This is a genomic window from Bradyrhizobium genosp. A (assembly GCF_049949275.1).
In the GTDB taxonomy this organism is placed as follows: Bacteria; Pseudomonadota; Alphaproteobacteria; order Rhizobiales; family Xanthobacteraceae; genus Bradyrhizobium.
The window spans coordinates 3,630,273-3,655,902 of sequence record NZ_CP188196.1; the positions used below are offsets into that span (position 1 = coordinate 3,630,273).

Annotated in this window: 24 protein-coding genes and 1 pseudogene; 11 read left to right on the top strand and 14 right to left on the bottom strand. The window is 64.1% G+C overall.

All coding sequences use genetic code 11. The annotated features are described in order from the left end of the window. The first annotated feature begins 136 nt into the window (after nt 1-136). From ACP2YP_RS16655 to ACP2YP_RS16670, 4 genes are all read left to right on the top strand, one after another. Nucleotides 137-2,065 carry a potassium transporter Kup gene (locus tag ACP2YP_RS16655; protein WP_426425402.1) on the top strand — a complete coding sequence of 643 codons (1,929 nt, stop codon included), beginning with the start codon at nt 137-139 and terminating at the stop codon, nt 2,063-2,065. A 172-nt stretch (nt 2,066-2,237) separates the two neighbouring features. Beyond that, nucleotides 2,238-2,564, top strand: a complete 327-nt coding sequence (locus ACP2YP_RS16660; RefSeq protein ID WP_027532212.1) for a rhodanese-like domain-containing protein — start codon at nt 2,238-2,240, stop codon at nt 2,562-2,564. Between the two features lie 7 nt (nt 2,565-2,571). After that, a complete protein-coding gene (locus ACP2YP_RS16665) occupies nt 2,572-3,750 on the top strand; it encodes an aminotransferase (protein WP_426425404.1) in 1,179 nt (392 codons plus the stop codon). 6 nt (nt 3,751-3,756) lie between these two features. Then, the gene (locus tag ACP2YP_RS16670) at nt 3,757-4,881 is read left to right on the top strand and encodes a polyamine ABC transporter substrate-binding protein (RefSeq protein WP_426425405.1); all 1,125 of its coding nucleotides are present in this window, start codon (nt 3,757-3,759) and stop codon (nt 4,879-4,881) included. A 179-nt stretch (nt 4,882-5,060) separates the two neighbouring features. Here ACP2YP_RS16670 and ACP2YP_RS16675 read toward each other — a convergent pair whose 3' ends face one another. The 7 genes from ACP2YP_RS16675 to ACP2YP_RS16705 all read right to left on the bottom strand — a co-directional run bounded on the left by ACP2YP_RS16675 (nt 5,061) and on the right by ACP2YP_RS16705 (nt 11,706). Then, nucleotides 5,061-6,677: a B12-binding domain-containing radical SAM protein gene (locus tag ACP2YP_RS16675; RefSeq protein ID WP_426425407.1), complete on the bottom strand. Its 1,617-nt coding sequence runs from the start codon at nt 6,675-6,677 to the stop codon at nt 5,061-5,063. 131 nt (nt 6,678-6,808) lie between these two features. Beyond that, nucleotides 6,809-7,753: a lipid A biosynthesis lauroyl acyltransferase gene (locus tag ACP2YP_RS16680; RefSeq protein ID WP_426425408.1), complete on the bottom strand. Its 945-nt coding sequence runs from the start codon at nt 7,751-7,753 to the stop codon at nt 6,809-6,811. Nucleotides 7,754-7,761: 8 nt separating this feature from the next. Next, nucleotides 7,762-9,039: a beta-ketoacyl-ACP synthase gene (locus ACP2YP_RS16685; RefSeq protein ID WP_426425409.1), complete on the bottom strand. Its 1,278-nt coding sequence runs from the start codon at nt 9,037-9,039 to the stop codon at nt 7,762-7,764. Between the two features lie 92 nt (nt 9,040-9,131). Then, nucleotides 9,132-10,337, bottom strand: a complete 1,206-nt coding sequence (locus ACP2YP_RS16690) for a beta-ketoacyl-ACP synthase (protein ID WP_426425410.1) — start codon at nt 10,335-10,337, stop codon at nt 9,132-9,134. Beyond that, the gene (locus tag ACP2YP_RS16695; RefSeq protein WP_426425412.1) at nt 10,334-10,804 is read right to left on the bottom strand and encodes a 3-hydroxyacyl-ACP dehydratase FabZ family protein; all 471 of its coding nucleotides are present in this window, start codon (nt 10,802-10,804) and stop codon (nt 10,334-10,336) included. The genes ACP2YP_RS16690 and ACP2YP_RS16695 overlap by 4 nt, the downstream gene beginning before the upstream one ends. Before the next feature lie 10 nt (nt 10,805-10,814). Continuing rightward, nucleotides 10,815-11,102, bottom strand: a complete 288-nt coding sequence (locus tag ACP2YP_RS16700; protein WP_007592476.1) for an acyl carrier protein — start codon at nt 11,100-11,102, stop codon at nt 10,815-10,817. 259 nt (nt 11,103-11,361) lie between these two features. Then, nucleotides 11,362-11,706, bottom strand: a complete 345-nt coding sequence (locus tag ACP2YP_RS16705; RefSeq protein WP_426425413.1) for a hypothetical protein — start codon at nt 11,704-11,706, stop codon at nt 11,362-11,364. A 311-nt stretch (nt 11,707-12,017) separates the two neighbouring features. On the opposite strand from ACP2YP_RS16705, the gene ACP2YP_RS16710 reads away from it, so the two are divergent. Then, nucleotides 12,018-12,644, top strand: a complete 627-nt coding sequence (locus tag ACP2YP_RS16710) for a ParB-like protein (RefSeq protein WP_426425414.1) — start codon at nt 12,018-12,020, stop codon at nt 12,642-12,644. Between the two features lie 16 nt (nt 12,645-12,660). On the opposite strand, the gene ACP2YP_RS16715 is transcribed toward ACP2YP_RS16710, so the two are convergent. Beyond that, nucleotides 12,661-12,816, bottom strand: a complete 156-nt coding sequence (locus ACP2YP_RS16715; RefSeq protein ID WP_212324679.1) for a hypothetical protein — start codon at nt 12,814-12,816, stop codon at nt 12,661-12,663. 275 nt (nt 12,817-13,091) lie between these two features. Here ACP2YP_RS16715 and ACP2YP_RS16720 point away from each other — a divergent pair, with 275 nt between their 5' ends. Then, nucleotides 13,092-13,235 carry a hypothetical protein gene (locus ACP2YP_RS16720; RefSeq protein ID WP_426425415.1) on the top strand — a complete coding sequence of 48 codons (144 nt, stop codon included), beginning with the start codon at nt 13,092-13,094 and terminating at the stop codon, nt 13,233-13,235. Between the two features lie 9 nt (nt 13,236-13,244). On the opposite strand, the gene ACP2YP_RS16725 is transcribed toward ACP2YP_RS16720, so the two are convergent. Next, complete coding sequence (locus ACP2YP_RS16725; RefSeq protein ID WP_426425416.1) at nt 13,245-13,445, bottom strand: hypothetical protein; 201 nt, start codon at nt 13,443-13,445, stop codon at nt 13,245-13,247. 162 nt (nt 13,446-13,607) lie between these two features. Here ACP2YP_RS16725 and ACP2YP_RS16730 point away from each other — a divergent pair, with 162 nt between their 5' ends. Together ACP2YP_RS16730 and ACP2YP_RS16735 are read left to right on the top strand one after the other, a co-directional pair. Then, nucleotides 13,608-14,339 (top strand): Crp/Fnr family transcriptional regulator, encoded by a 732-nt coding sequence (locus tag ACP2YP_RS16730; RefSeq protein ID WP_426425417.1) that lies wholly within the window; start codon nt 13,608-13,610, stop codon nt 14,337-14,339. A gap of 6 nt (nt 14,340-14,345) precedes the next feature. After that, complete coding sequence (locus ACP2YP_RS16735) at nt 14,346-14,576, top strand: DUF6894 family protein (RefSeq protein WP_426425418.1); 231 nt, start codon at nt 14,346-14,348, stop codon at nt 14,574-14,576. 54 nt (nt 14,577-14,630) lie between these two features. Here ACP2YP_RS16735 and ACP2YP_RS16740 read toward each other — a convergent pair whose 3' ends face one another. From ACP2YP_RS16740 to ACP2YP_RS16750, 3 genes and pseudogenes are all read right to left on the bottom strand, one after another. After that, nucleotides 14,631-15,110 (bottom strand): MgtC/SapB family protein, encoded by a 480-nt coding sequence (locus ACP2YP_RS16740; RefSeq protein WP_426425419.1) that lies wholly within the window; start codon nt 15,108-15,110, stop codon nt 14,631-14,633. Then, nucleotides 15,107-15,684, bottom strand: a pseudogene (locus tag ACP2YP_RS16745) (peroxidase-related enzyme). The gene ACP2YP_RS16740 and the pseudogene ACP2YP_RS16745 overlap by 4 nt, the downstream one beginning before the upstream one ends. Nucleotides 15,685-15,905: 221 nt before the next feature. Beyond that, a complete protein-coding gene (locus tag ACP2YP_RS16750) occupies nt 15,906-17,642 on the bottom strand; it encodes an ATP-binding protein (RefSeq protein ID WP_426425420.1) in 1,737 nt (578 codons plus the stop codon). A 426-nt stretch (nt 17,643-18,068) separates the two neighbouring features. Here ACP2YP_RS16750 and ACP2YP_RS16755 point away from each other — a divergent pair, with 426 nt between their 5' ends. Then, nucleotides 18,069-19,037 carry a catechol 2,3-dioxygenase gene (locus ACP2YP_RS16755; RefSeq protein ID WP_008137408.1) on the top strand — a complete coding sequence of 323 codons (969 nt, stop codon included), beginning with the start codon at nt 18,069-18,071 and terminating at the stop codon, nt 19,035-19,037. On the opposite strand, the gene ACP2YP_RS16760 is transcribed toward ACP2YP_RS16755, so the two are convergent. Next, nucleotides 19,034-22,546 (bottom strand): molybdopterin cofactor-binding domain-containing protein, encoded by a 3,513-nt coding sequence (locus ACP2YP_RS16760; RefSeq protein ID WP_426425421.1) that lies wholly within the window; start codon nt 22,544-22,546, stop codon nt 19,034-19,036. The two genes, ACP2YP_RS16755 and ACP2YP_RS16760, sit on opposite strands and share 4 nt — an antisense overlap. After that, nucleotides 22,546-23,028, bottom strand: coding sequence for a (2Fe-2S)-binding protein (locus tag ACP2YP_RS16765; protein WP_426425422.1), 483 nt, complete (start codon nt 23,026-23,028; stop codon nt 22,546-22,548). The genes ACP2YP_RS16760 and ACP2YP_RS16765 overlap by 1 nt, the downstream gene beginning before the upstream one ends. 244 nt (nt 23,029-23,272) lie before the next feature. Here ACP2YP_RS16765 and ACP2YP_RS16770 point away from each other — a divergent pair, with 244 nt between their 5' ends. Then, nucleotides 23,273-24,730 (top strand): 6-hydroxynicotinate reductase, encoded by a 1,458-nt coding sequence (locus ACP2YP_RS16770; protein ID WP_426426177.1) that lies wholly within the window; start codon nt 23,273-23,275, stop codon nt 24,728-24,730. After that, the gene (locus ACP2YP_RS16775; protein WP_426425423.1) at nt 24,727-25,623 is read left to right on the top strand and encodes a UPF0280 family protein; all 897 of its coding nucleotides are present in this window, start codon (nt 24,727-24,729) and stop codon (nt 25,621-25,623) included. Before ACP2YP_RS16770 ends, ACP2YP_RS16775 begins: the two co-directional genes overlap by 4 nt. The last annotated feature ends 7 nt before the right edge of the window (nt 25,624-25,630 follow it).

Sequence of the window (25,630 nt, forward strand, 5' to 3'; positions counted from 1 at the left end):
CAGCTGGCGGACCTATGCAAATTTGCATGCTGAGGGCCCAGAATCGGGCTAGGCTATGCCATCAGCGCAGGACTATAAGCCGCGCGCTCTTCCGCCGTTGTGCAGTGAAGCATTTTAGAGGCCACCAGGCTCTCCCATGACAAGTGACGTAGCAATTCCCGCCCCGGAGACGGCGGCGGCCAATGGGCATGGCGATGCCCACACGACGGCCCGTTTCGGAGCGCTGACGCTCGGCAGCATCGGTGTGGTCTACGGCGATATCGGCACCAGCCCGCTCTACGCGTTCCGCGAGGCGGTGGTGGCGGCATCGGGCGCGGAGGGTGCCCCGACCTCGGCCGCCGTGATCGGGGTGCTCTCTTTGATCCTGTGGGCGCTCATCATCGTGGTGACGCTCAAATACGTCGTGATCCTGCTCCGCGCCGACAACAATGGCGAGGGCGGCACGCTGGCCCTGATGGCGCTGGCCCAGCGCGCCGTCGGCACGGGCGGGGCGACCATCGTCATGCTCGGTATCATTTCCGGTGCATTGTTCTACGGCGACGCTGTGATCACGCCGGCGCTGTCGGTGCTGTCGGCCGTGGAAGGCATGAAGGACGTCACCGCGACTTTCGAGCCTTACGTTGTTCCGATGACGGTGGCGATCCTGGTGTGCCTGTTCGCCGTGCAATCGCGCGGCACGGCGCGCGTCGCGGCGTTCTTCGGACCCGTGATGTGTGTCTGGTTCGCGGTGATCGCGGTGGCCGCGATCGGTCCGATCATACAGCAGCCGCAAGTGCTGCTCGCCCTGAACCCGTTCCATGCCGTCTCCTTCATGCTCCACCATGGCATCATCGGCTTCGTCACGCTGGGCGCCGTTTTCCTGGCGGTCACCGGCGCGGAGGCGCTCTATGCCGACCTCGGACATTTCGGCAAGCGACCGATCCAGGTCGCCTGGCTATTCATCGTGCTGCCCTCGCTGGCGCTGAACTATCTCGGGCAGGGGGCGCTCGTCCTCGCCGATCCCAAGGCGATCGAAAGTCCGTTCTTCCAGCTGTTTTCCCAGGGATGGGTTCGGGGCGGAATGGTCGTTCTGGCTACGCTCGCCACCGTCATCGCCAGCCAGGCCGTCATCACCGGCGCCTATTCGCTAACGCGCCAGGCGATCCAGCTCGGGCTCTTGCCGCGTTTTGAAATTCGCCATACTTCGGAAGCCCATTCCGGCCAGATCTTCATTCCCCGCATCAACTCGATGCTGCTGATTGCCGTGATGTTGCTGGTGCTGTTGTTCCGCTCCTCGAGCGCGCTTGCGTCGGCCTACGGCATCTCCGTCACCGGCACCATGGTGGTCACGGGGATGATGGGCTTCGTTGTGATCTGGAAGGCCTGGAAGTGGTCGCCGCTCTGGGCTGCCGCCTTGATCGCACCGTTCCTGTTCCTCGACCTGACCTTTCTGGCCGCAAACCTGCTCAAGGTGTTCGAGGGCGGCTGGGTGCCGCTCGCGCTTGGCGCCCTCATGATCCTCCTGATGTACACGTGGCGGCGCGGCAGCCGGCTGCTGTTCGAGAAGTCGCGCAAGCTCGAATTCCCGCTCGCCGACCTCGTGGCGATGCTGGAGAAGCGGCCGCCGCAGCGGGTGCCCGGCACCGCCGTGTTCCTGACCAGCGATCCCCTGAGCGCGCCGACCGCGCTGATGCATAGTCTGAAACACTACAAAGTGCTTCACGAGAAGAATGTCATTCTCACCATCGAGACCGCGCAGACCCCGCGCATTGATCCGGCCGAGCGGGTGAAGCTGGAGCAGATCAGCCCGACCTTCTCCAAGGTGACGCTGAAGTTCGGCTTCATGGAATCGCCGAACGTGCCGAAGGCGCTGGCGATCGCCCGCAAGCTCGGCTGGCAGTTCGACATCATGTCGACCTCGTTCTTCCTGTCGCGAAGGGCGCTCAAGCCCGCCGCCCATTCCGGGATGCCGCGCTGGCAGGATCGGCTGTTCATCTCGCTCAGCCGCTCCGCCAACGACGCCACCGACTATTTCCAGATCCCGAGCGGCCGCGTCGTCGAGGTCGGCACGCAGGTGACGATCTAAGCGGACGATCCAGGACCGGGATTCAAGGCGCACTTCAAGTCGCTGCGATTTAGCTTTAACTTGCGCAAGGCAGCTCAAGCCTTTGTAGCGCTTGATTTTCGCATGCCGAGAGGCGAGGTTGCCCGCCGGCCGGGATCGCCCCGGCGGGCGCCCCGCGACGTTGGAGGATGATGTGGCAAATCAAGTACAGGATCTGACCCCCGAGGAGGTTTCCAAGGGTGTCGCGGAGGGCCGCTATCTGCTCGTCGACGTCCGTGAGCCGAACGAGGTCGAGGCCGAGGCCTATCCTTACGGCGTCGTCGTGCCGCTCTCGACCTTCGATCCCAAGGCGATCCCGGATCCGCAAGGCAAGGAGGTCGTGTTCGCCTGCCGCTCGGGCAAGCGCTCAGTGACCGCCTCGCTCGCCGCCCAGGCCGCGGGCCTGCCTTACGACAAGCATCTGGCCGGCGGCATGCTCGGCTGGAAGGCGGCGGGTCTCCCCAGCAAGGTTGGTGGCTAACGTCGCGATGACCAAGAGCTCTTCGCTGAACAAGGTCTTCGCCGACCTTCCCGTCACCATTTTCGAGGCGATGTCGCAGGCCGCGCGCGACAACAACGCCATCAATCTCGGCCAGGGCTTCCCCGACGATCCCGGCCCTGAGGACATCCGCCGCGCAGCCGCCGACGCCTCGCTCAACGGCTACAACCAGTATCCGTCGATGATGGGCATCCCGGAGCTGCGCCAGGCGATCGCGACCCATTACGGCCATTGGCACGGCCTCAAGCTCGATCCGATGAGCGAGGTGATGGTGACCTCCGGCGGCACCGAGGCGCTGACCTCGGCGATCCTCGCGGTGGTGCAACCCGGCGACGAGGTGGTCTGCTTCCAGCCGGTCTATGATTCCTATCTGCCGATCATCCGCCAGGCCGGCGGCATTCCACGCCTGGTCCGGCTCGAGCCACCGGGCTGGCGGCTGAATGAGGAGATGCTGAAAAGCGTCTTCAATTCAAAGACCAAGGCGGTGTTGTTCAACAATCCCCTGAATCCCTCCGCGGTGGTCTATCCGCGCGAGGACCTCGAATTGCTCGCGCGCTATTGCCAGGAGTTCGACGTCATCGCGATCTGCGACGAGGTCTGGGAGCACGTCACCTTCGACGAGCACAAGCACATCCCGCTGATCACCATCCCCGGCATGCGCGACCGCACCATCAAGGTCGGCTCGGCCGGCAAGATCTTCTCGCTGACCGGCTGGAAGATCGGCTTCGTCTGTGCGGCGCCGCCGCTCTTGCGCGTCGCCGCCAAGGTGCACCAGTTCCTGACCTTCACGACCGCGCCGAACCTCCAGGCCGCCGTCGCCTACGGCCTTGGCAAGCCCGACGAGTACTTCCTGTCGATGCGCCAGGATCTGACCCGGAGCAGGGACCGCCTGACCAAGGGGCTGGAGAGCCTCGGCTTCCCGGTGCTGAAGTCGCAGGGCACCTACTTCCTCACCGTCGACCTGTCGCCGCTCGGGCTCAACGAGAGCGATGCCGAATTCTGCTGGCGGATCGTGAAAGACTACAAGGTCGCCGCGATCCCGGTCTCGGCATTCTATGAGCAGGACCCGGTGACCTCGGTGGTCCGCTTCTGCTTTGCCAAGAAGGACCAGACGCTCGACACCGCGCTGGAGCGGCTGTCGGACGCGGTGCGCGGACGCAAGAGGTAGACCGAGATGACGAACGTCAGCCGCTCGCGCTTTGGCATTGGTCTCGCGATTGCCGCAGCGCTGACGTTGCTCTCGCAAGGGGCGGGCGCCGAGGAGCGCGTCGTCAACTTCTACAACTGGTCGAACTACATGGCGCCCGACGTCCTTGAGGCCTTCACCAAGGAGACCGGCATCAAGGTGGTCTACGACACGTTCGATGCCAACGAGACGCTGGAGACCCGCCTGATGGCCGGCAAGTCCGGCTATGACGTCGTGGTGCCCACCGCCTATTTCCTGCAGCGCCAGATCAAGGCGAACATCTTCCAGAAGCTCGACAAGTCGAAGCTGCCGAATTTGGCCAACGCCTGGCCGATGGTGACCAAGAATCTCGCGACCTACGATCCCGGCAACGAGTTTGCCGCGAACTACATGTGGGGCACGACAGGCATCGGCTACAACGTCGCCAAGGTGAGGCAGATTTTGGGGCCGGACGCCAGGATCGACAGCTGGGACATCGTCTTCAAGCCGGAGAACCTGGCCAAATTCAAGGACTGCGGCGTGCACATGCTCGACTCCGCCGACGACATCTTTCCGGCGGCGTTGAGCTATCTCGGGCTAGATCCGAACTCGACCAAGCAGGCCGACCTCGAGAAGGCCGCCGACATCGTCGCCAAGGTCCGCCCCTCGGTGCGAAAATTTCACTCGTCCGAATATCTGAGCGCGCTCGCCACCGGCGAGATCTGCTTCGTGGTCGGCTGGTCCGGCGACATCATGCAGGCCCGCGCCCGTGCTGCCGAAGCCAAGAAAGACAATGGCAGCGGCATCGAGATCGGCTATGCGATCCCGAAGGAGGGCGCGCAGATGTTCTTCGACAATCTCGCGATTCCTGCCGATGCCAAGAACGTCAAAGAGGCCTACGAGCTGATCAACTATCTCTACCGCCCGGAGGTCGCCGCCAAGAACTCGGACTTTTTGTCCTACGCCAATGGCAACCTCGCCAGCCAGAAGCTCGTCGACCCGAAAATCCTGAACGACAAGAACATCTATCCGGACGACGCCACGCTTTCAAAGCTGTTCGTCATCACCGCCCGCGACCCGGCGACCCAGCGGGTCATCAACCGGCTCTGGACCAAGGTGAAGACGGGGCGGTGATTGGATGCGCGAACTTCTTGGGCGGAAACTGCGGTGAGCAATTCGATGGAGGTGGCTGCCCCAGTCGCAAGATTACGGACTCTCTGCTTTTTGATCTTCCTCACGTCGACGCTCGTTGTGTCTTGTATGGCGAGAGCAACTGCTCAAGCACGCTGTGCGGTGCGCCGCTCGCGGGATGGCTACACTGCCGGCGACGGTAGTGCCTGCACCACCTTCGCGGTCGCCGCCGCAGGCATGTCGTCCAGCTCGGCCATGCGCCGGTCGATCTCACCGATCACGCGCTTGGCGAACGGACCGAGGTGCATGTACAGCGCCATCAGCATCACGATGTAACGTAGCGCGCCTGGATTGGTCTTGGCGATCTCGACGAAGGTCTTCCAGAACGGCTCGCGGACCTCCGGCAGGGCCTGCATGATCTTGTGCACGCTTTCGATGCCGCCGAGTCTCTTGCGCACGTCACCATCCGGCAGCTCGCGGCGCCGGTCGGAGCGGTCGAGCATGGCGGCGAGACGCGACAGCCGTCCTGCATAGGCAGTCGGACTGTAGACGTGTCCGAGCACGGCCTTGTAATCGGCGAGCACGTCACGAAGCGGGCGCTTGGTGTCGAAATTGCAGCCGAGCGTGCATTGATCGCCCGCCTGCTCGGCAAGCATCAGGTCATGGCCCTGGTGCAGGCGGCCTTCCGCCGCCAGCCGCCGCGTCAGCTGCGTGCCAGGCAGCGCATAGAGTAGTCCGACCATGCAGACCGGAATGCTCGCCTCCTCGATGAAGTCGATCATGGCCTGGCCCATCGAGGCTTTCTCGGTATCGAACCCGACGATGAAACCGGCCGTGACGAACATGCCGTAGCTGTAGATCTTGTGGACGCACTCCGCGATATTGCGTCTGGTATTCTGCTTTTTCTTCATCTGCACGAGCGTTTCCGGATCCGGACTCTCGATGCCGACGAAAATCGCGAAGAAGTTCGAGTCCTTCATGGCCTGCAACAGCTCGCTGTCGTCAGCGATGTTGATCGAGGCTTCGGTCGAGAACTCGAACGGGTAGTCGCGCTCTTCCAGCCAGGCTTTGAGGCGGGGCAGCAGGGTGCGGAGATTCTTCTTGTTGCCGATGAAATTGTCGTCGACGAAATCGATGTGCCCGCGGTAGCCGTGATCGTAGAGCACCTGCAGCTCAGCGAGAATCTGATCGTTGGTCTTGGTGCGCGGCACGCGGCCATACAGCTCGATGATGTCGCAGAACTCGCAGGTGAACGGGCACCCGCGCGAATATTGCACGCCAATGAAGAGGTAGTGATCGAAGTTGAGCAGGTCGTAACGCGGCATGGGGCTGAGCGTGACGTCGGCCTTGAATTTCTCGGCGACAAACACGCCGTTGCGTTCGCCCTTGTCCCATGCGGCGATGAAGTGCTCGATGATCTGCTCGGCCTCGCCGATCACTTGGAAGTCCGCGTCCGCGTAAAGATGCGGGCTGGAGGAGACGTCAGGCCCACCGACACATACCGGCTTGCCGTGCCGATGGGCGAGATCGATCAGGTGGATCGCATCAGGCTGCTGGTTGAGCATGCCGCCGATCATGACGAGATCGGCCCAGTCGAGGTCCGCGTCCGTCAACGACTCGGTATTGCGATTGACGAGACGAATGTCCCAGTGCTTCGGCAACATCGCAGCGACGGTGATCAGGCCGAGCGGCGCCGCCGGATATCTTGCGCCGACGAGTTCGCAGGCTTGCGTATAGTTCCAGAACGAGTTCGGAACGAACTTCGGATAGATCATGAGGACGCGGCAGGGATTGGTCATGCTGCTCCAGACCGGCTGTTAGGGGGCGATCTCACGTAATTTGCCGGAACGCAAAAGGCTCGATTCGCTAGCTGATACAGATATTGAGTGTTAAAAGAATGGACTGTGGGCGGCTGCGGTTCAAGTTGCCGCTACCGCCACCGGCGGTGCAGCCAGAGCCACTGCTCAGGATGCTCGCGCACCCAGCCTTCCACCACACTCGTGATCGCCTGCGTGGTGCCCTGGATGTCGATCTTGCCGTCAGCGTCGCGCACCGGCGGAATTTCTTCCGTCAGCTCGCCGCGGAAGCGGTAACCGGGCAGACGGATGATGCGGACGCCGTGGATCGGGCATTCGACCTGGCGCAGCAGGCGCGCCAGCATCGGGTTGGCGCGGGTCTTGCGGCCGAAGAAGGTGACCTCGACGCCGCCGGTCAGATACTGATCGATCAGCATGGCGACGTGCTTGCCGTCCTTCAGCGCCTGCGCGAGCCGTAAGGGCGCGTCGCGGCCCGCCGGGATCAGCGTGCCCATGTTGACCTGGCGCATCTCCTGGATGATGCGGTCGGCGGATGCGATGTTCGGCCGGCGATAGAGGATTGCGGCATCGAGCCCATGCGCGACGGCCGCGAGCGCGGGCAACTCCCAGTTCGACAGATGTGCGGCGAAGATCAGTGCCGGCTTGCCGTCGTCGCGGATTTGGTCGAACAGCTCGACGCTGCGCGGGGGCAATTCGATCCGGCTTCGCTCCGGGTGCTCGCGGTCGTAGTTCCAAACGTGATCCATATGGGCGAATTCGGCGCCGACGCGGCCGAGATTGTCCCAGACGCCCATCAGGATCTGCTCGATCTCCTCAGGCGATTTTTCCGGAAATGCCGCGGTGAGGTTGGCCCGGCCGATGCGGTGCTCGCGCAGGCGCGGGCCGATCAGCCTGGTGACGCGCGCGAAAAAGTCCGAGGTCTTGACCGGATCGAAATAGCGCGTGGTGCGCAGCATGCCGACGGTGGCAGCGCCGATCAGGCCGCCGCCGATCGACTTTGCAATCTCCCTGGCGGCCACTCGCGCGCGGGCCTTCGTGCTCGCAGGAAGCCGCGCCATGCGTCCGGTCAGGCCGGTTCGCGGGTCAGGATCAGCGAGGCGTTCTGGCCGCCGAAGCCGAACGAGTTCGACATGACAGCGGTGACGCGGGCATCGCGCGCCTTGTTGCCGACCACGTCGAACAGGATCGTGGGATCCGGATTGTCGTAGTTGATGGTCGGCGGAATGCGCTGATGCTCGAGCGTGAGCAGCGAGAAGATCGCCTCGACCGCGCCCGCGGCCGAGATGGTGTGGCCGACCATCGACTTGTTCGAGGTGACCGGGATCTTCTGCAGGAGATCGCCGAACACGGCCGATGTCGTGTTGTACTCCATCTTGTCGTTCTCGGGCGTCGCAGTGCCGTGCGCGTTGATGTGGTCGATCTGGTCCGGCGTCATGCCGGCGTCGGCCAGCGTCTTGTTCATGCAGCCGATGATCGGCTTGCCGTCGGGCGACGAGCGGGTGCGATGGAAGGAATCGGTGAGCTCGCCGCAGCCGGCGATCACGCCGAGGATTTTTGCGCCACGCGCGGTGGCCGCTTCATAGCTCTCCAGCACCAGCGCGCCGGCGCCTTCGGCCATGACAAAGCCGTCGCGGTTCTTGGAGAAGGGGCGGGAGGCCGCCTGCGGCGGATCGTTCTGGGTCGACAGCGCCGAGAGCAGCGAGAAGCGCACCAGCGCTTCCGGATTCACGGTTCCGTCAGTCGCGACGCACAGCGCCGCATCGGTCTCGCCGCGGCGGATCGCCTCGACGCCAAGCTGGATCGAGGTGGCTCCGGACGCGCAGGCCGTCGACAGCGAGATCGGCGAGCCCTTGGTGCCAAAGGTCTCGGCGAGGTGGGCGGCCACCGAGCCGAACATGAAGCGGTGATGATAGGCGCTGTACTTGCCGCCGCCGGAGATGCGCAAGAGATCGTCATAGTTGAAGTCGGGCGCGCCGACGGCGCGGCCAAGCTCGCGACGCTGCGGCCATTCGACCTCGACCGGCGCAACCGCGAGGAAGAGGGGACCCGGGAAATCGCCCTTGGCGCCGATGCCGGCCTGCTCCAGCGCTTCCTGGGTGACGAGCTCGGCCATGCGCTCGGAGAGGCCGGTGGAGGAGAACGGATCGACGCTGACGAAATCCACCGTGCCGGCCATCGTGGTCTTCAGGCCGTCGATCGGAAAGCGCGTGATGGTGCGAATGCCGGATTCGCCGGCGACAAGTTTTGACCAATTGTCGGCCTTGCCGGCGCCGAGCGAGGTCGTGATGCCCATGCCGGTAACGACGACAACGGGACGCCCGAGTTTGTCGCGTGGTGCAGTCATGTCGATCCCCCGCTAGAGCATGATCCGGAAAGGGTGAAGCAGTTTTCCGAAAAGATCATGCTCGACAAAAACCTACTGAAGCGCGACGCGCGCTAGTCAACAGCCTCGACCAGCGCCATGCCTTCGCCGCGCCAGTGTCCGGCTCCCACCACGACAATCTGGGTGGGCGCCCCCTGCATTTCAATCTCGGTCCCGGTCGAATCGTTCGGCGGGAACAGCGCGCCGCGCGAGATGGAGAGCGCCGCAAGTGCAATCCCGAGCGGGAATTGCGTTTCCATGGTGTGGCCGAACATGGTACCGGTCGCGCGCACCGGGAAATCGGCGTGCTTTTTCAGGAAGCTGCGTTCCTCCGACGTCGCCGGCTCCGCGCCGGTTGCGCCCGAGATGATCGCGCCCGTGCCATCGCGCTTCGGCAGCTTGTCCCAAAGCTTCTCCAGCGTCGCTTCCATGTCACCGTCCTGCTTGCGGCGGGCCAGATCAGTCACGACGCTCGACAGCTTTGCGAACGGTTTTGCGCCGCGCGCTTCCGCGTGCGCTTTCGATTCCAGCACCAGGAAAGCCCCAGCCGAGCCGAGCGCGAAGCCGGCGTGGTCCTTGCGCTGCCACACGGGGGCGAACTTGTCCCTCAGATTGAAGTCGCCGAATTCGTAGAGGACCATGAGGTCCTTGCGCTCGCCATTGTGCGAGCCGCCGACCAGCGCGATGTCGCTTTCGCCCGAGGCGATGCGCGACAGCGCGATGCGGGCGGCATCGGCGCCCGCAACCTCTTCGCCCATGAAGGTGCGCGAGGTGCCGCCGAGACCGTTAACGATGGCGATGTTGCCGGCGAGCAGATTGGAGAGCTGCGCCAGGAACAGCGTCGGCCGGAGATCGCTCATCAGCCGCTCGTTGAGGAAGCCGGGCGCATTGGCGCCCTTGGCCTCGGCGGTCAGCACACCGGTGTCGACGTTGAGGTCGCGCTCGCCGCCGCCGGCGGCGACCACCATGTCGATCTTCGACAGGATGTCCTTGTTGCCCTTGATGCCGGCCGAGTCGAGCGCGAGGCCCGCGGCGTAGACGCCGATGCGCTGCCAGGCTTCCATCTGGCGCTGGTCGCCCTTCTTGGGGATCTGGCTGTCGAAGGTAACAGGCAGCAGCGGGTGCACGATGAAGGGCGCAAAGCCCTTCTCGTCGACATTGATGCGCTTCTCCTGAAGCGCGGTCCAGTTGGCGTCGAGACCTTCGCCGAGCGAGGTGGCAAGACCAATACCGGTGATCCAGACTTCCGTCTGGCCCGGCTTCGAAGCGGTGTCAGTCATGGCGAGACGGCCTGTTGCGGAAAGCCAACGCGTTGGGCGACCGCGTCCATGTAGCCGCGCATATCCGAATTGGGGAAGGGGATCAGTGTGAAGGTGAGCGCCGAATTCGCGCGCAGCTTGCCGCCGACCCGGATCTTCGCCTCGGTCATGGCATAGCCGGAGCCCTCATGGGCCACGCTTGCCTCGAGGGTCATGAGATCGCCCGGAAACACCGAGCCGCGGACCTTGGCTTCCTTCACGGCGGCGAGAATCGGCATGCGCTCGAACTTCAAGACGCCAAGCAGGAGAAAGCCCGAGGCCTGCGCCATCGATTCGATCAGCAGCACGCCGGGCATCAGGGGATAGCCCGGGAAGTGCCCCTCGAAGATGGTGCTCTCCTTGGGGACCTGGGCCTCGACGACGATCGTTTTCTCGTCGACGTTGAGGTCGACGATGCGATCGATCATATGGAAGTATTCGAGTTGCATGATCGCCCGATCAGGCGCTCGCGCCCTTGGCGGCAACCAGCTCGTCGATGCGCGCGCACAGGTTCTTCAGCACGAAATACTGCTCGGTGGTCGCCTTGCCGTCGTTGACTTCCTGGGTCCACTTTTCCAGCGGTAGCTTGATGCCGAACTGCTTGTCGATCGCGAACGCGATGTCCAGGAAATCAAGGCTGTCGATACCGAGGTCGTCGATGGCGTGGCTATCCGGCGTGATCGTGTCGCGCGGGATGTCGCAGGTTTCAGCGATGATCGTAGCGACCTGATCGAATGTGGAGGACATCACTAAGCCTTTGATATATTGCGGGTATTTGTCAGATATCCCAGAGTGGCGCGGTGGGTGGGCGTCGCGCCCCGAATGACGCCCTCTAACCCCCCTCTGGACGGGTCGAAAGCCCGTATATCGGAGCGCCGCCCTGAGTTCAATGGAGCCGGACGGGGATGGGGACAGGGCTGGGGATGCCGGTCCGAAGCGGGTTCGGCCGAGCTGACCTGCCAGTAGGGAGCTTCCGGCGCCAGGGCTTGTCTACAAGGCTTGCTGCCTAGATGTGCGGCGTCGTGACCTTGACGCAGTCCCGCCGTCCCATCAGCACGCAATCCTGGGTCCGGCGCAAATCGGCGATGCTGACGGCGAGCCAGATCCCGATCGCAGTCAGCGCGATGGTGAAGGCGAGCGCGGCAATGTTGGCGAGCATGCGTTGGCGGAAGTCGTCCGACTCATTGCGGGGCTGTTCATAACGTGACAGGTCGAGCGGTTCGGGGGCTGCTGCGTGCAGCGGCTGTACGATACCGCTGCCCCGGTGGACCACAGGGGACGGTGTCGTGCGCGGCCTGAACTGGAGCACCCGGTGCTCGTCGTCCGAGGTTATGGGCCGCTGGGATTTCATGGGACGGGGATCACTCCGAAGCAGCGATTTTTAGATAGCATAGGCGACACAGGGGTTACAGAAAATCTTCTCAATGCGCACGTGCATTGCGCATTCGCATTATCTTTCCTGATCATTTTTCGGGCGCGTTCTTGCGCCGCGAGCGCTCCTCGGAGCGGGTTGTCATCCCGGGGTTAGGGACGCGCAGGTTGCGCTGCACAACCGCCGGGACGATGGTGCCGCTTGCCCTGAACGCATATTGCCGCCGCAACGCCCATGGCATAATCGGGAACCTGGACCGCAAGCTGCCACCAGATGAGAGGCCCTCGACAATGACCACCAACGCGCGCGAGCCGAGAGTTCACCCGGTGTCGATCCTGTCGCTTCGGCCGACGCAGATGACGGTCGGCATGCGCGAGGTCAAGGAGAAGCGCAAGCGCTGGCGCGAGCGCGACAAGAAGAAGCAGTCAGAGCTGCTCGGGACCCACATGATTCCCGTCGTGTACGGGCCTGACGAGCGCTACTACGTGATCGACCATCACCATCTCGGCCGCGCGCTGCACGATGAGGGCATCAAGGAGGTGCTGGTCACCGTCGTCGGCGATCTCCGCATGGTCGACCGCGAAGCGTTCTGGGGCGTGATGGACAACAAGCGGTGGGTCTATCCTTACGATGCCAAGGGCGAGCGTCGTCCATTCGGCGATCTGCCGAAATCGGTCGTCGACCTCAAGGACGATCCCTACCGCAGTCTCGCCGGCGAGCTCCGCCGCTTGGGCGGCTTCGCCAAGGACACCACGCCGTTCTCCGAGTTTCTCTGGGCCGACTTCCTGCGCCGCAAGCTGACGCGCAAGGCGGTCGATGCCAATTTCGACAAGGCGCTGGAGAAGGCGCTGGCCGCGGCCAAGAGCAAGGATGCGATCTATCTGCCCGGCTGGTGTGGGCCGGCGGACGACGATTGAGGCGCTGGCGCTCCCGTCAGTCGCGCTGGAAGATTTTGGCGCCGGGGTAGACACGCCGGGCATAGGTGACGACCAGCGCGCGGTCCTGGGTTTCCAGGAAGGGCGTGCGGATCCGACACGACCCGACGATGAGGTGCCACAGACCATTGAGCCTTTGGATGACGATTTTCATCTGACTGTTCCTCGAAGACTCCGCAATTGAGCAAATGCTGCTTGTCACGGCGGTCTTGCGACTCATGATCGTGATCGCGGGTGTGAAATTTCCGATACCGCTCGCGCCTGCTGCAAGACAATGGCGACTATTATGAGTTGTGTACGGCCTGCAGCTTTGCGAGCCGGATCTCATCACAGCCGCTTGAACGAAATCATTTTCCGCGCCCACGAAGTGGTCCTGAAACAAAGCCGACCCAACAATGAGAGGTAGTCGAGCTCACACAGGAGGCAGCAATGCGCCGTCTCGTTTTCGTAATAGCCTTGCTCGCAGTCGCCTCAGTCGGAATTTCGGCGTCGTTTGCCGCAGTTCACCAGGCCAGGACACTCACCTTTGCCGAGCGCTTTGCGCCGGCGCTTCCGTTGATGGTGAAGCACTAGCGGGCACCATCATTTCGGATGTTGCGGACCCGGCGAGGAGAGCCAACGCTCCATCTCCGCGGCGGCCTCGCCGTTGCGCACCTTCTGCAGCTGCGTGTGACGCTCGGCGGCCGGCAGCTTCCTGGCTGCGTCGCGGGCTTGCTGCGTGAATTTGTTCAGGCGTTCCTGGAGGGACAGGGCCGGGTGCGTCCGGTTGCGTTTCTTGGTCATGGTTTGCCCTTTCGAGCGCCAAACCAACCATGGGCAGGGAAGCCACGTCCTTAACTTTTGTTGGAACTGCCGGCCGATCGCGGGTTTTTCATGATGGCGACCGCGCGAGTTCCGCTGCTCGCAATGCGGGTACGTCCAATCTCGAGATTGGAGCGAGCTTCAGTGCCAGGCGATGCAATTCGCGTAGCGCTCATCAAGCGCCTGCGCATCTCTTCGGCGATCGGGGAGGAGGACATCAAGGAAATCGAGGCCCTTCCGATCTCGGTGCGGCAGTACCCCGCGGAAACGGCGGTGGTGCGCGACGGCGAGCGTGCAACCGACTGCTGCCTGATCGCGGACGGCTTCTGCGTGCGCTCCAAGACGATTGCGAGCGGCAAGCGGCAGATTCTCTCGATTCACATTCCCGGCGAGATACCCGACCTCATGAGCCTGTTCCTGCACGTGATGGACCACGATCTGTCGACTCTGACGCCGTCGACGCTCGGCTTCATCAGCCACGAGACGCTGCAGAAGCTGCATCGGCGCAGCCCTGTTGTCGCCGAGAAGTTCTGGCGGGATACGCTGATCGACGCCGCGATGTTTCCCGAATGGATCGTCAATGTCGGCCAGCGTCCGGCGCCCGCGCGGCTGGCCCACGTCATGATCGAGCTGCGCGAACGGCTCAGGATCATCGGCCACGTCGACGGCGGCAATTTCGAGATGCCGCTGACCCAGGAACAGATCGGCGAAGCACTGGGGATCACCGCGGTTCACGCCAACCGCGTCATCAAGCAATTGCGCGAGGAAGGAATCGTCGAGCTCAATCGCGGCCGCGTCACCGTGCTGGACGAGCGGAAATTTCAGGAACTTGCGGATTTCGACGGCCGTTATCTGCATCAATCGCCAACGCTTTGAGGTTCCATGCCGCGATTTCATTTTGATATTCGTGAGAATGGTCACCTGATCCCTGACGAGGACGGGCACGATTTTGCCGACGAAGATGGTGCGCGCAAAGAGGCGGTGCTGACGGGCGCTTCCATTGCCCGCGAGGTGTTTATCGCGGGTAGCGCCCATCGAGTCGTGGTCGATGTTCGCGAAGAGGGCACGCCGTTCCTGAAGGTTTCGATCGCGCTCGAGGTCGAAGAGGCGTAAGGCGGTCGTCTACGGCTGTCGCCGGCTTTCGCAGCAATTATCGGGCAAAGACCGCTACGTTTGCCGGTGGTCCTCGTGCGGCTCCTCCTTGCCGCCGAGCGCGCGGTGCGCGTGGCGCTCGATGCGTCGCCCGACCGTGAGCAGCACGAAGGCGAGCGCCAGCGCGACTGCGACGATCTTCCATTGCCCGGTGCCACAGACGATGCCAAGGCAGGCGGCCAGGAAGGTGCACGCGGCACTGGTCAATCCGCGGACGCGAAACCGCTCGCTTTCGTGGACGATGACGCCGGCTCCGAGAAAGCCGATGCCGGTGAGGATGCCCTGGATGACCCGGCTCGTTGCATCGGCGACCTTGTTGGGCTCGGCGAGCTGCAGCGCGAGCAGCACCACGGTCGCGGTGGAGAGGCCGACGATGCCAAGCGTCTTCAGTCCGATCGGCTTGCCCTGCAGGTCGCGGTTGAGGCCGATTGCGCTGCCGGCGAGCGTCGCAACGCCGAGGCGCAGCAGGATTTCGGGCCAGTCGAGCTCCGTCATTTTTTGGGCAGTCGTCCCATCAGATAAAATTCGTCATTTGGCCGCATGCCGGTGAAATTCGCCAGCCGGTTCGAAAGCGCGAAGAAGGCCGAGATCGCGGCGATGTCCCAGATGTCGTCGTCGCTGAAGCCGTGCGGGCCAGGCCAGCGAAATCCTCCTCGGCGATCCGCTGCGCGTCCGCCGAGATCTTCATCGCGAAATCGAGCATCGCCTTTTGCCGCGGCGTGATGTCGGCCTTGCGGTAGTTGATCGCGACCTGGTCGGCGATCACAGGGTTCTTGGCGCGGATGCGCAGGATCGCGCCATGGGCGATCACGCAATATTGGCACTGGTTGGCCGCCGACGTCGCGACCACGATCATCTCGCGCTCGGCCTTGGTGAGGCCGCCGTCCTTCTCCATCAGCGCGTCGTGATAGGCGAAGAAGGCCCGGAACTCGTCGGGCCGGTAGGCCAGCGTCAAAAACACGTTCGGCACGAAGCCGCTCTTTTCTTGCACGGCGAGGAGACGCGTGCGGATGTCGTCGGGCAGGCTGTCGATTGCGGGTACGGGGAAGCGTTGCGCGGGCTTTGTCATGGGCATGGATTTCGGCTTGGGGCCGGCAACCATAGTCGATGCGGGCGAGACGCTCCAGAGGCGTCGCAACGTCTCGTGCCCCGGACGCAGTGCAGCGCTTCTTCGGCGCTGCGCTGCAGAGCCCGGGCCCATGTTTCCGAGAAAGCGGTGTGTGCGGCGTGGGTCCCGGCTCTGCGCAGCAACGCAAGAGCGTTGCAGCGCGTCCGGGACACGAGAGCGGTTTACCGCAGCGGCTTCTTCAGCAGCGAGAAGCGGTCCGGATCGAGCCCCATCGAGGGCTGCAGCATCGGTGTCTCGGCCGGCGCCAGCGTCTTGGTCGGCGGCGCCTGGAACACCGGATCGTTCGGGACGTCACGCTGCGAGGTCGCGCCGCGCCAGCGCTCGAGCACGGCGCCGACGAAATGCATGTCGTGACCGGAGGTGACCGAAGGAACGCTCGAGATGGTGGCTTCGCCGCGCGGCAATTGATGCGGCGGCACCTCCTTGAAGCGCAGTCGCGTCGGCAGCGCGACGCCTTCGCCGAACGCCAGCACTTCACGGGTGCCGAGCGAGGGCACGAAGGACAGCAGGTTCGCGGCCGCATCCGACACCGCGGCGCGCAGCAGCGCCTGGTCGCGGTCGTTGGCAAGGCGCATCGTGAACAGCGTGTTGCACTGGGAGATGATGGTGGCGTCGAGCTCGGCGGGGCGCTGCGTGATCAGGCCGAGATAGACGCCGTATTTGCGGCCTTCCTTGGCGATGCGCGACACCGCTTTGCGGGTCGGCCCGAAGCCGATGTTGCGGTCGGCGGAGGCGTAACGGTGCGCTTCCTCGCAGACGAACAGCATCGGCGAGACGCCGTCGCTCCACAGGCCGAAATCGAAGGCCATGCGGCACAGCACCGAGACGACGGAATCGATGACTTCGGCCGGGAAGCCGGCAAGCTGCATCACCGTCATCGGCTTGCCGTTGGCCGGCAGGCGGAACAGATAGCTGATCACCTCGGCCATGGTATCGCCGCCGACATTGGCGTTGTCGAACATGAAGGCGTAGCGCGGATCGTTGCGGACCGCCTCGATGCGCGAGATCAGCTTGTGATAGATGATGCGCGAGGAGCGGTTTTCGAGCTTGCCCATGCGCTCGTCGATCAGCGAGATCAGATCGACCAGGCGGTACGGCACCGGCGTGTCGACGGTGAAGCCGATCTGCTTGGGATCGATGCGCTTCAGGCCGAGGCGATCGGTGTTCTGGTATTGCGTGTAGATGCCCTTGGCGATCGGGATGACCTCGGCGAGGACGTCGAGCTCCTCGGGCACGCCGGCGCGACCGCCGAACAGCACGTCGACGATTTCCTCGAAATTGAACAGCCAGAACGGCAGCTTCAGGTTCCGCGGGTTGAGCACAAGCGCTCGGTCGCCGAAGCAGCGGCCATATTCGTTGTGCACGTCGAGCAGGAAGATGCGCAGGTTCGGGCGCGCCTTCAGGATCTCGTTGAGCAGCAGCGAGACACCGGTCGATTTACCGACACCGGTCGACCCCAACACTGCAAAGTGCTTGGAGAGCATTTCCTCGATATCGACATAGGCGACGACCGAACGGTCCTGCTGGAGGAAGCCGACATTGATCTGGTCCGAACCGGTCGGCGCGTAGATGGTTCGCAGCTCCTGGCTGGTGATCAGGTCGACGGAATCTCCGATGGTCGGGTAATTGGTGACGCCGCGCTGAAACTTGGCCTTGTCGGCGGCGTTGAGAATTTCGCCGAGCAGATCGACCGACGCGATTGCGATCAGATCGTCGGTCCGCGAAAGGTTCTCGCAGGACACCTCGGTGATCATCGCGACGATGACCGAGCTGGCGCAGCGGATGCTGACGAAGCGGCCGACGGTGGCCCGAACTTCCGAGATCGGCAGGCTTTCCGCCAGAAGCCCGACCCGGGCGAGCGATCCGCGTACCGAAATCACGCGTCCAAAGGATGTCACGATGGATGAACCTGAGAAGTCCGAGGAGTTTGACCCGGACTATGCGAGCCGGGGCTGCACAAACTGTTAAGCGGCAGGCCCGGGCGCTTTGATAAATCCGCGATAATTCGGCCAATAGGTTTGTTCCCAATGCATATTTGTGGGCGGAATCGGTTGGAAAAGCATGCGTTGTTGGGCTTTTGAGCCCAAATCCAATTAAGGAAGATTTTACCATTCGGGCAGTCCGTCGGCCGTTTGAGGGATGGCCTTTCACAGCGGGGAGCGGCGCTGATCACGGACGGGCACGCGTTGATTTGTTGACGGGACCTAATCATTTGTACATTAGTACAAATGAGCCCGCGGCCAAGTGTCGCCCGGCGCACCCATAAACATTGCGCCCCGCGCGCGATTCCGTGGGACGGATCGCCACGCCTTTGGAGGATACTCATGCAGCCCGAACCGATCCTCGATCTCGCCCATCTCGGCCACATGGAACTGTTGACGCCGAAGCCTGACGAGAGCCTGAAATTCTTCGTCGACGTCATGGGCATGACGGTGAGCGGGCAGAAGGGCGAGTCGGTTTACCTGCGCGGCTGGGACGATTACGAGCGCTATTCGCTCAAGCTGACGGCGTCGAAGACATCAGGCATGGAGCACATGGCGCTGCGCGCGCGCAGCCAGCAGGCGCTTGAGCGCCGCGTCGCCGCGCTGAAAGGCTCGGGCTTCGACATCGGCTGGATCGACGGCGACATGGGGCAGGGGCCGACGTTCCGCTGCCGCGATCCCGATGGCCACATCGTCGAGCTCTATTACGAGACCGAATGGTATCAGGCGCCGCCGGAGCTCAAACCCGCACTCAAGAACCAGGCGCAGCGCTTTCCCGCGCGCGGCGTCAATGTCCGCCGACTCGATCATCTCAACTGTCTCGCCGTCGACATCAAGGCCAACCGCGAATTCTTCGAAAACTATCTTGGCTGCCGCCTGACCGAGCAGATCGTGCTCAATGACGGCCGGGAAGCCGCGATGTGGCTGACCATGTCGAACAAGAGCTACGACTTCGCCTATTCGCTCGACCATTCCGGCACGCCCGGCCGCTTCCACCACGTCACCTACGCGCTTGACAGCCGCGAAGAGATTTTGCGCGCCGCCGACATCTTCCTGGAAAACGGCATCCACATCGAGACCGGCCCGCACAAGCACGCGATCCAGCAGACCTTCTTCCTCTATGTCTACGAGCCCGGCGGCAACCGCGTCGAAGTCGCCAATGCCGGCGCCCGCCTCATCCTCGCGCCGGACTGGAAGCCGATCGTGTGGACGGAAGAAGAGCGCAAGAAGGGTCAGGCCTGGGGCCTGAAGACGATCGAGTCCTTCCACACCCACGGCACGCCGCCGGTGGAGGCGAAGAAGCACGCTTAATGGGGTAAGGCGCGCACACGCGCGATCGTCTCCCTCACGCCGGCCCAGGCCGGCTTGTCCGGTGCAAACTGCCCGCGCAGGAAGCTGACAAGTTCCTCGACCTGCGTGTCGCTCATGCTGCCCTTGAACGCGGGCATGTAGCCGAGATCGCTCGATGCGGGCTCAGTGATGCCGTGCAGGATCACCTGCACGAGATTGTCCGACGTCGCGCTGTGCAGATTGCTGTTGAGCGCGAGCGAGGGACGGCTGCCGAACAGCGGCAGGCCGCCGACCTCGTGACAGACGGCGCAGGCGCCCTGGTAGAGCCGCGCGCCGGTCGAGGACGCGACGGTGACCTGCGTCGCGCTCTCCAGCCTCGCTGCCAGTGCGGGCGCGTCGGCCGCGGTGTCGTTGAACGAGCCGAGATAGACCGCCATCGCGCGGATGTCGGGATCGGGCAGGGCATTGAGGTCCCTGACGATCGGCGCCATCGGCCCGGCCGCCACGCCGTGATAGCGCGAATGGCCGGTGCGCAAATAGGCGAACAGCTCGTCCTCGCTCCACGGAATCGGCGCGTGCGACAGCGAGGTCAGCGGCGGCGCCTCCCAGCCTTCGGCAAAGCCGCCGGCGAGATAGGCCTGGCGCTGCTCGGCGCCGAGCGCGTTGCGCGGCGAATGGCAGGCGCTGCAATGGCCAAGGCTCTCGACGAGATAGGCGCCGCGATTCCATTGCTCGGACTTCGCTGGATCGGGCTTGAACTCCTTGGTCTGGTGGAACAGCGCGTTCCAACCCGCGAGTAGCGGGCGCAGATTGAAGGGGAAGGCGAGCGTGTTCGCAGGCGCCGTCGCGCGCACCGAGGGTTGCGCCATCAGATAGGCGTAGAGCGCCTGCATGTCGGCATCATCAGTCTTCGAAAAGTGCGTGTATGGGAAGGCGGGGTAGAGCTGCCGCCCGTCGCGATGCAGCCCGTCGCGCATCGCGCGCTCGAAGGCAGGATAGGACCAGGCGCCGATGCCGGTCTCGACATCCGGCGTGATGTTGGTCGAATAGATCGTGCCGAACGGCGTCTCCAGTGCACGGCCGCCGGCATTGAGCACGCCCGTGAGGCTGGTGTGGCATTCCGCGCAATTGCCGAGGGCCGCAAGCTGCTGGCCGCGCGCGATCGTCGCCGCGGAATAGACTGATGCGTCGGGCCGCGCGATCGGCGCGATGGCGTGACCCGGCAGCAGCGCCGCGCCGATCCCGAGCGCGGCGGTGCAGACGGCTGCAATCGTCGCGACGATGCCGGCGCGCTTGGCGAACGGATTTTCCCAGATGCGAGACGGTGGCGGCGCAGCGGGCGCGGGCAGGGCTTGCGGCGCGGGCGCCGCGTCGCCGTGCAATCCCCTGAGGATACGTTCTGGCGTGAACGGAGGCTCGCGAAAGCGCACGCCGGTGGCATCGAAGATCGCATTCGCAATCGCCGCTGCACTCGGCACCGACGCGGACTCGCCGACGCCGAGCGGTGGCTGGTCCGGCCGCGGCAGCATCAGCACGTCGATCTTGGGCACGTCGGGGAAGGGGATGATCGGATAGGCGCCCCATTCCCGCGCCGCCACCGCGCCGCGCTCGAACGAGACCTCTTCCATCAGCGTGCGGCTGGTGGACTGGATGACGTTGCCGTGGATCTGGTGGCGCACGCCCTCCGGATTGATCATCAGGCCGGAATCCTGTCCGGCGACGACGCGGGTGACGCTGACGTCGCCGGTGGACTTGTTCACCGCGACGTCGGCGACCCACGCGGACCAGGCGGCGCCGTAGCCCGGAAATTTGCTGTGGACGTAGAGCGCGTAGGCAAAACCGCGCCCGTGCACGATCTCGCCATCCTTCTCCTCTCGGACCGGCCGTGGCGTCCAGCCCGCGCGCTCGGCGACCGCATTGACGAGATCGACGGCGCGTTGGTCTTTCAGGTAGCGCAGGCGATATTCAATGGGATCGATTCCAGCCTCGGTCGCGGCCTCGTCGATATAGGATTCATGCGCAAAGGTGTTCGGCAGCGCCGAGACGCCGCGAAACCAGGACGCGCGCACGATCGGCGCCATGTCATGCGCGACGACGCGCATGTTGTCGTAATCATAGGGCGGGATCGCGGTGCGGTCGCCCATCTGGAGCACGGCAGGCTGGGGTGAGATGCGACCGGTCAGCAACAGCGCGAGCGTCGGTGCCGCGTTCGAGGGATAGCGCGTGGCGAGATCGTAACCGGCGATGCCGCCGTCGGCATCGAGGCCGCCATTGACGTCGATGAGCTGCGCGGCGCCCTTCGGTTCCCAGGCGTGCTCCTGCTCGCGCGTCAGCTGCACCCGAACGGGCCGGCCGACCGCGCGCGACAGCAGCAGTGCATCCGCAGTGACGTCGTCCGCGCAATTGCGGCCGTAGCAGCCGGCGGCCTCGAGCCGGATGACTTCGACCTCGCTTTCGGGACGCTCGATCAGCAGCGCGAGATCGCTGCGCAGCAGGTGCGGATTTTGCGTGCCGGACCAGACGCGGATATTGCCGTCCTGGAAGTCGGCGACCGCGCAGGACGGGCCGATCGAGGCGTGCATCTGGTACGGCCAGACGTAGGTGCGTTGCATCGGCTTGGCCGCGGCGGAAATCGCCGCATCGACGTCGCCCTTGTCGATCAGCGTGCGCGGTGTCGATGGATTGGCGCGCAGCGCGGTCTCGACATCGGCGAGATCGGTGAGCTTAGGCGTCGGCTTCCAGCTCACCGCGAGCCGCTCTGCCGCGCGAATCGCATTCTCTTCGCGCTCGGCGACCACGCCGACGAAATCGCCGATACGCACGATGGCCACGAGGCCGGGAATGTCGCGGACAGATGATTCATCGATCGCGATCAGGCTGGTGCCGACGAAGGGGCCGGCATCGACGCCGGAATAGGGCGGGCGCACCACGCGGCCGTGCAGCATGCCTGGCACGCGAATGTCGTGCACGAAGGTCAGCTGACCCGTGGCCTTGGCTGGGAGATCGACGCGCGGCATCGACTGGCCGACGATGGTGTAGTCGCCGACGGCCTTGACGGCGACGTCATCGGCAAGCTCGAGGCGAATGGTCTCGCCGCCGATCAACTCGCCATAGCTGACGCTGCGATTGTGGCCGCGGACGAGGCCGTCTTCGATCTTCAACTCAGTGGTCGGCAATTCCAGCCGCTCCGCCGCGCGCGTGATCAAAAAGTGGCGCGCCTGGGCTGCGGCCTTGCGCAGTGGCACGGCAGTGATCTGGATGGTTTCGCTGGCAATCGTCGCGCCCTGGTTCGGCACGACGGCGGTGTCGCCGAGCACCACGACGACGCGGGCAAAGGAGACGTCCAGCTCTTCGGCGACGATCTGGCCGAGTGCGGTGCGGATGCCGGTGCCGAGATCGACATGGCCGTTATAGGCCGTAACCGACCCATCCGCGGTGATGCGGACGAAGGTTTCGGACGTAACCTCGTCCACGGTACGGACGACGACGAGCGAGCCTCGCTCAACTCCGTTCGAAAGAGGGGAGGCCATCAATCACGGGCCTCGGCGAGCTGGCCCGATGCGCGCATCACGGCGCGCAGGATTTCCACATGCGTGCCGCAGCGGCAGAGATTGTAGCGTAACGCGGCGAGCGCTTCCTGCTCGGTTGGTTGCGGGTTGATCGCAAGCAGCGCCTTGGTGGTCATGATCATGCCGTTGAGGCAGTAGCCGCATTGCGCAGCCTGCTCATCGATGAAGGCCTGCTGCACCACATCTGGCTTGTCGCGCGTGCCGAGGCCTTCGAGTGTCACGATGTCGCGCCCGGCGCAGCCGCTCACCGGAATGACGCAAGAGCGTGCGGCCGTGCCGTCGATCAGGACAGTACAGGTGCCGCATTCACCTAAGCCGCAACCGTATTTCGGGCCGTTGAGTCCGAGATCATTGCGCAGCACATAGAGCAGCGGCGTCTGGCGCTCTGCCGTGACGTCGTGGATCCTGCCGTTCACGGTGAGGCGGATCGGTGCCTGCGTCATCCTCGTTCCCAAACCCTGCGATCGCAAAAAATGTACGTCGCGACGATACCGTTTGTACACAAACGTGCAAGCGGCCATGCCGCAGTGCAGCGCAACTGCCCGCTTTGTGGACAAGGCGGGGAGGCAAATGAGGTTTTATTCGGCAGGCGCATGTTTTCGCGCGCGGCGCCGCTTGACAGCTATCAGGACCGCGCGCAACATCGTTCGTATACGAATGATAACCGCAGTGTCTGCCGGCTTTGACATGGTGATGGAAACAACGAGCGCTGCCACCGACAAGATCCGCTGCGATGCCTGTCCGGTGATGTGCTACATCAAGCCGGGCGCGGCGGGTGCCTGCGACCGCTATGCCAACCACGACGGCAAGCTTGTCAGGGTCGATCCGCACATCATTCTAGAGCGCACGGTGTCGCAGGGCGGCAAGCTGGTTCCGTTCAGCCGCACCGAAGACTGGGACGGCAAGATCGTCCACGAGCCCTCGACCTTCGTCACCGCGATCGGCGCGGGCACGACCTATCCGGACTACAAGCCGGCGCCGTTCATCGTCTCCTCCGAGGTCGACGGCGTCGACATGGTGACCGTGGTCACCGAGGGCATCTTCTCCTATTGCGGCATCAAGGTGAAGATCGACACCGACCGCTATCTCGGCCCGGAAACCGCGACCGTGCGCGCGCAGGGCGAGGCGGTTGGTCACGTCACGACCAGCGAATATGGCTCGCAGATGCTGTCGCTTGGCGGCGTTCATCATCTCACCGGCGGCTCCAAGAAGGAGGGCCGCGTCACCTGCGACACGCTGATGGATCTCGCCAATTGCAAAGCGGTGGAGCTCACCATCGACGGCGGTGCGAGCGTGGTGGTGCAGGCCGGGCAGCCGCCGATCGTCAACGGCGTGAAAGAAGAGCGCATGCGCGTCGGTTGCGGCTCGGCGACGATCGGCATGTTCGCCAAGCAATGGCACGGCAGGGTCGACGAGGTCGTCGTGGTCGACGACCACATCACCGGCGTGCTCAGCGAGCATCAGGCCGGCAAGCTGCTCGACACCGCCGACACCGGCATCAAGATGAAGGGCCGGCGTTCGACGCCCGGCCGCTATTTCCAGGTCGCCGATCCCGGCACGGGGTGGGGCGGCACAAATATCTCCGATCCGCTGGCCATCCTCGGTCCGTTCGACGCCAAGGAGGCCAAGCCCGGTCTCTCGATGCTGATGGTCTCCACCACCGGCGAGCACTCGTCCTACTACGTGCTGGACGAAGCGCTAAAGCCGGTCGAGACCGAGATGCCGGCCGACCTGAAATTCTCGGTCGAGCGCATCCAGGAAAATTGCGAGCCGGCGCTGTGCACGGTGCTGTTCATGGCCGGCGCCGGCGGCTCGTTGCGCGCCGGCGTCACCGACAATCCGGTGCGGCTGACGCGCTCGGTGAAGGACGCGCTGACGCGCGTCACCAGCGGCGGTGCGGCAGTCTATGTCTGGCCGGGCGGCGGCATCACCTACATGGTGGACGTGACGCAGATGCCGTCAGGCGCGTTCGGCTATGTGCCGACGCCGGCGCTGGTCGCGCCGATCGAATTCACGATGAAATTGACCGATTATGCCGCGCTCGGCGGACACATGGATTATGTAAAACCGCTGTCCGAGGTCAGGGGCGGCGAGGATGTTCGTCAGGTGCCCTGGCAAAACCCGATCCCGGGACCGCGGGCATGACACGGCTCCCGCAGATCGCTTTGCTGTCTGATGGCCGGCGGCTGCATTTGCAGGATGGACCGATTGATCTGATCATCGAGGCGAGGGGGCGCGAGCACGAGGTGCGCGCGGCTTATGAGGCTGCGGCGCGCCGCTTCACCGGTCTGCTCGATGAGCTCTGCGCGGAACTGCCGCAGCTGAGAGCTGCCGCCGAGAAGCTGACTTCGCTGAAGGGCGTGGTGGCGCGTCGGATGCACGCAGCTGTCGCGCCTTATGCTGCTGACTGTTTCATCACTCCGATGGCTGCTGTCGCCGGCAGCGTGGCTGAAGAGATTCTCGGCGCGATGCTGGACGCTGCGTCGCTTGACCGGATTTACGTCAACAATGGCGGCGACATCGCGCTGCACCTCGGACGGGGCGAGCATTTTTCCGTCGGTCTGCTGGATCGGCCGGACCGCGACGGCGTGCTGCGCGCCATGAGGGTCCATGCGGATGATCCGGTGCGCGGCATCGCGACCAGCGGACGGCACGGCCGCAGCTTTTCACGCGGCATTGCCGATGCGGTGACGGTGCTGGCGGCGACCGCATCGCGGGCCGACGCGGCGGCGACTGTCATCGCCAATGCCGTCGATCTGCCCGGGCATCCCGCCATCACAAGGCAACCCGCAAACGAGCTTCAGCCGGACAGCGATCTCGGTGCGCGTCTTGTCACCCGTGCGGTTGGTGAATTGTCGCGGAATGACGTTGGGGCTGCGCTTGAATCTAGCGCAGAATGTGCACGGCAATTATTCGATCGCGGACTGATCGAGGGTGCCGTGCTGCGGCTTTGTGGTGATATGCTTGTCATCGGAACCAAGGATATAGAAGAGCAACGATCGCGCCCGCTTGTGTTGGAGAATGCGGTCTGTGCCTGAACAGGGA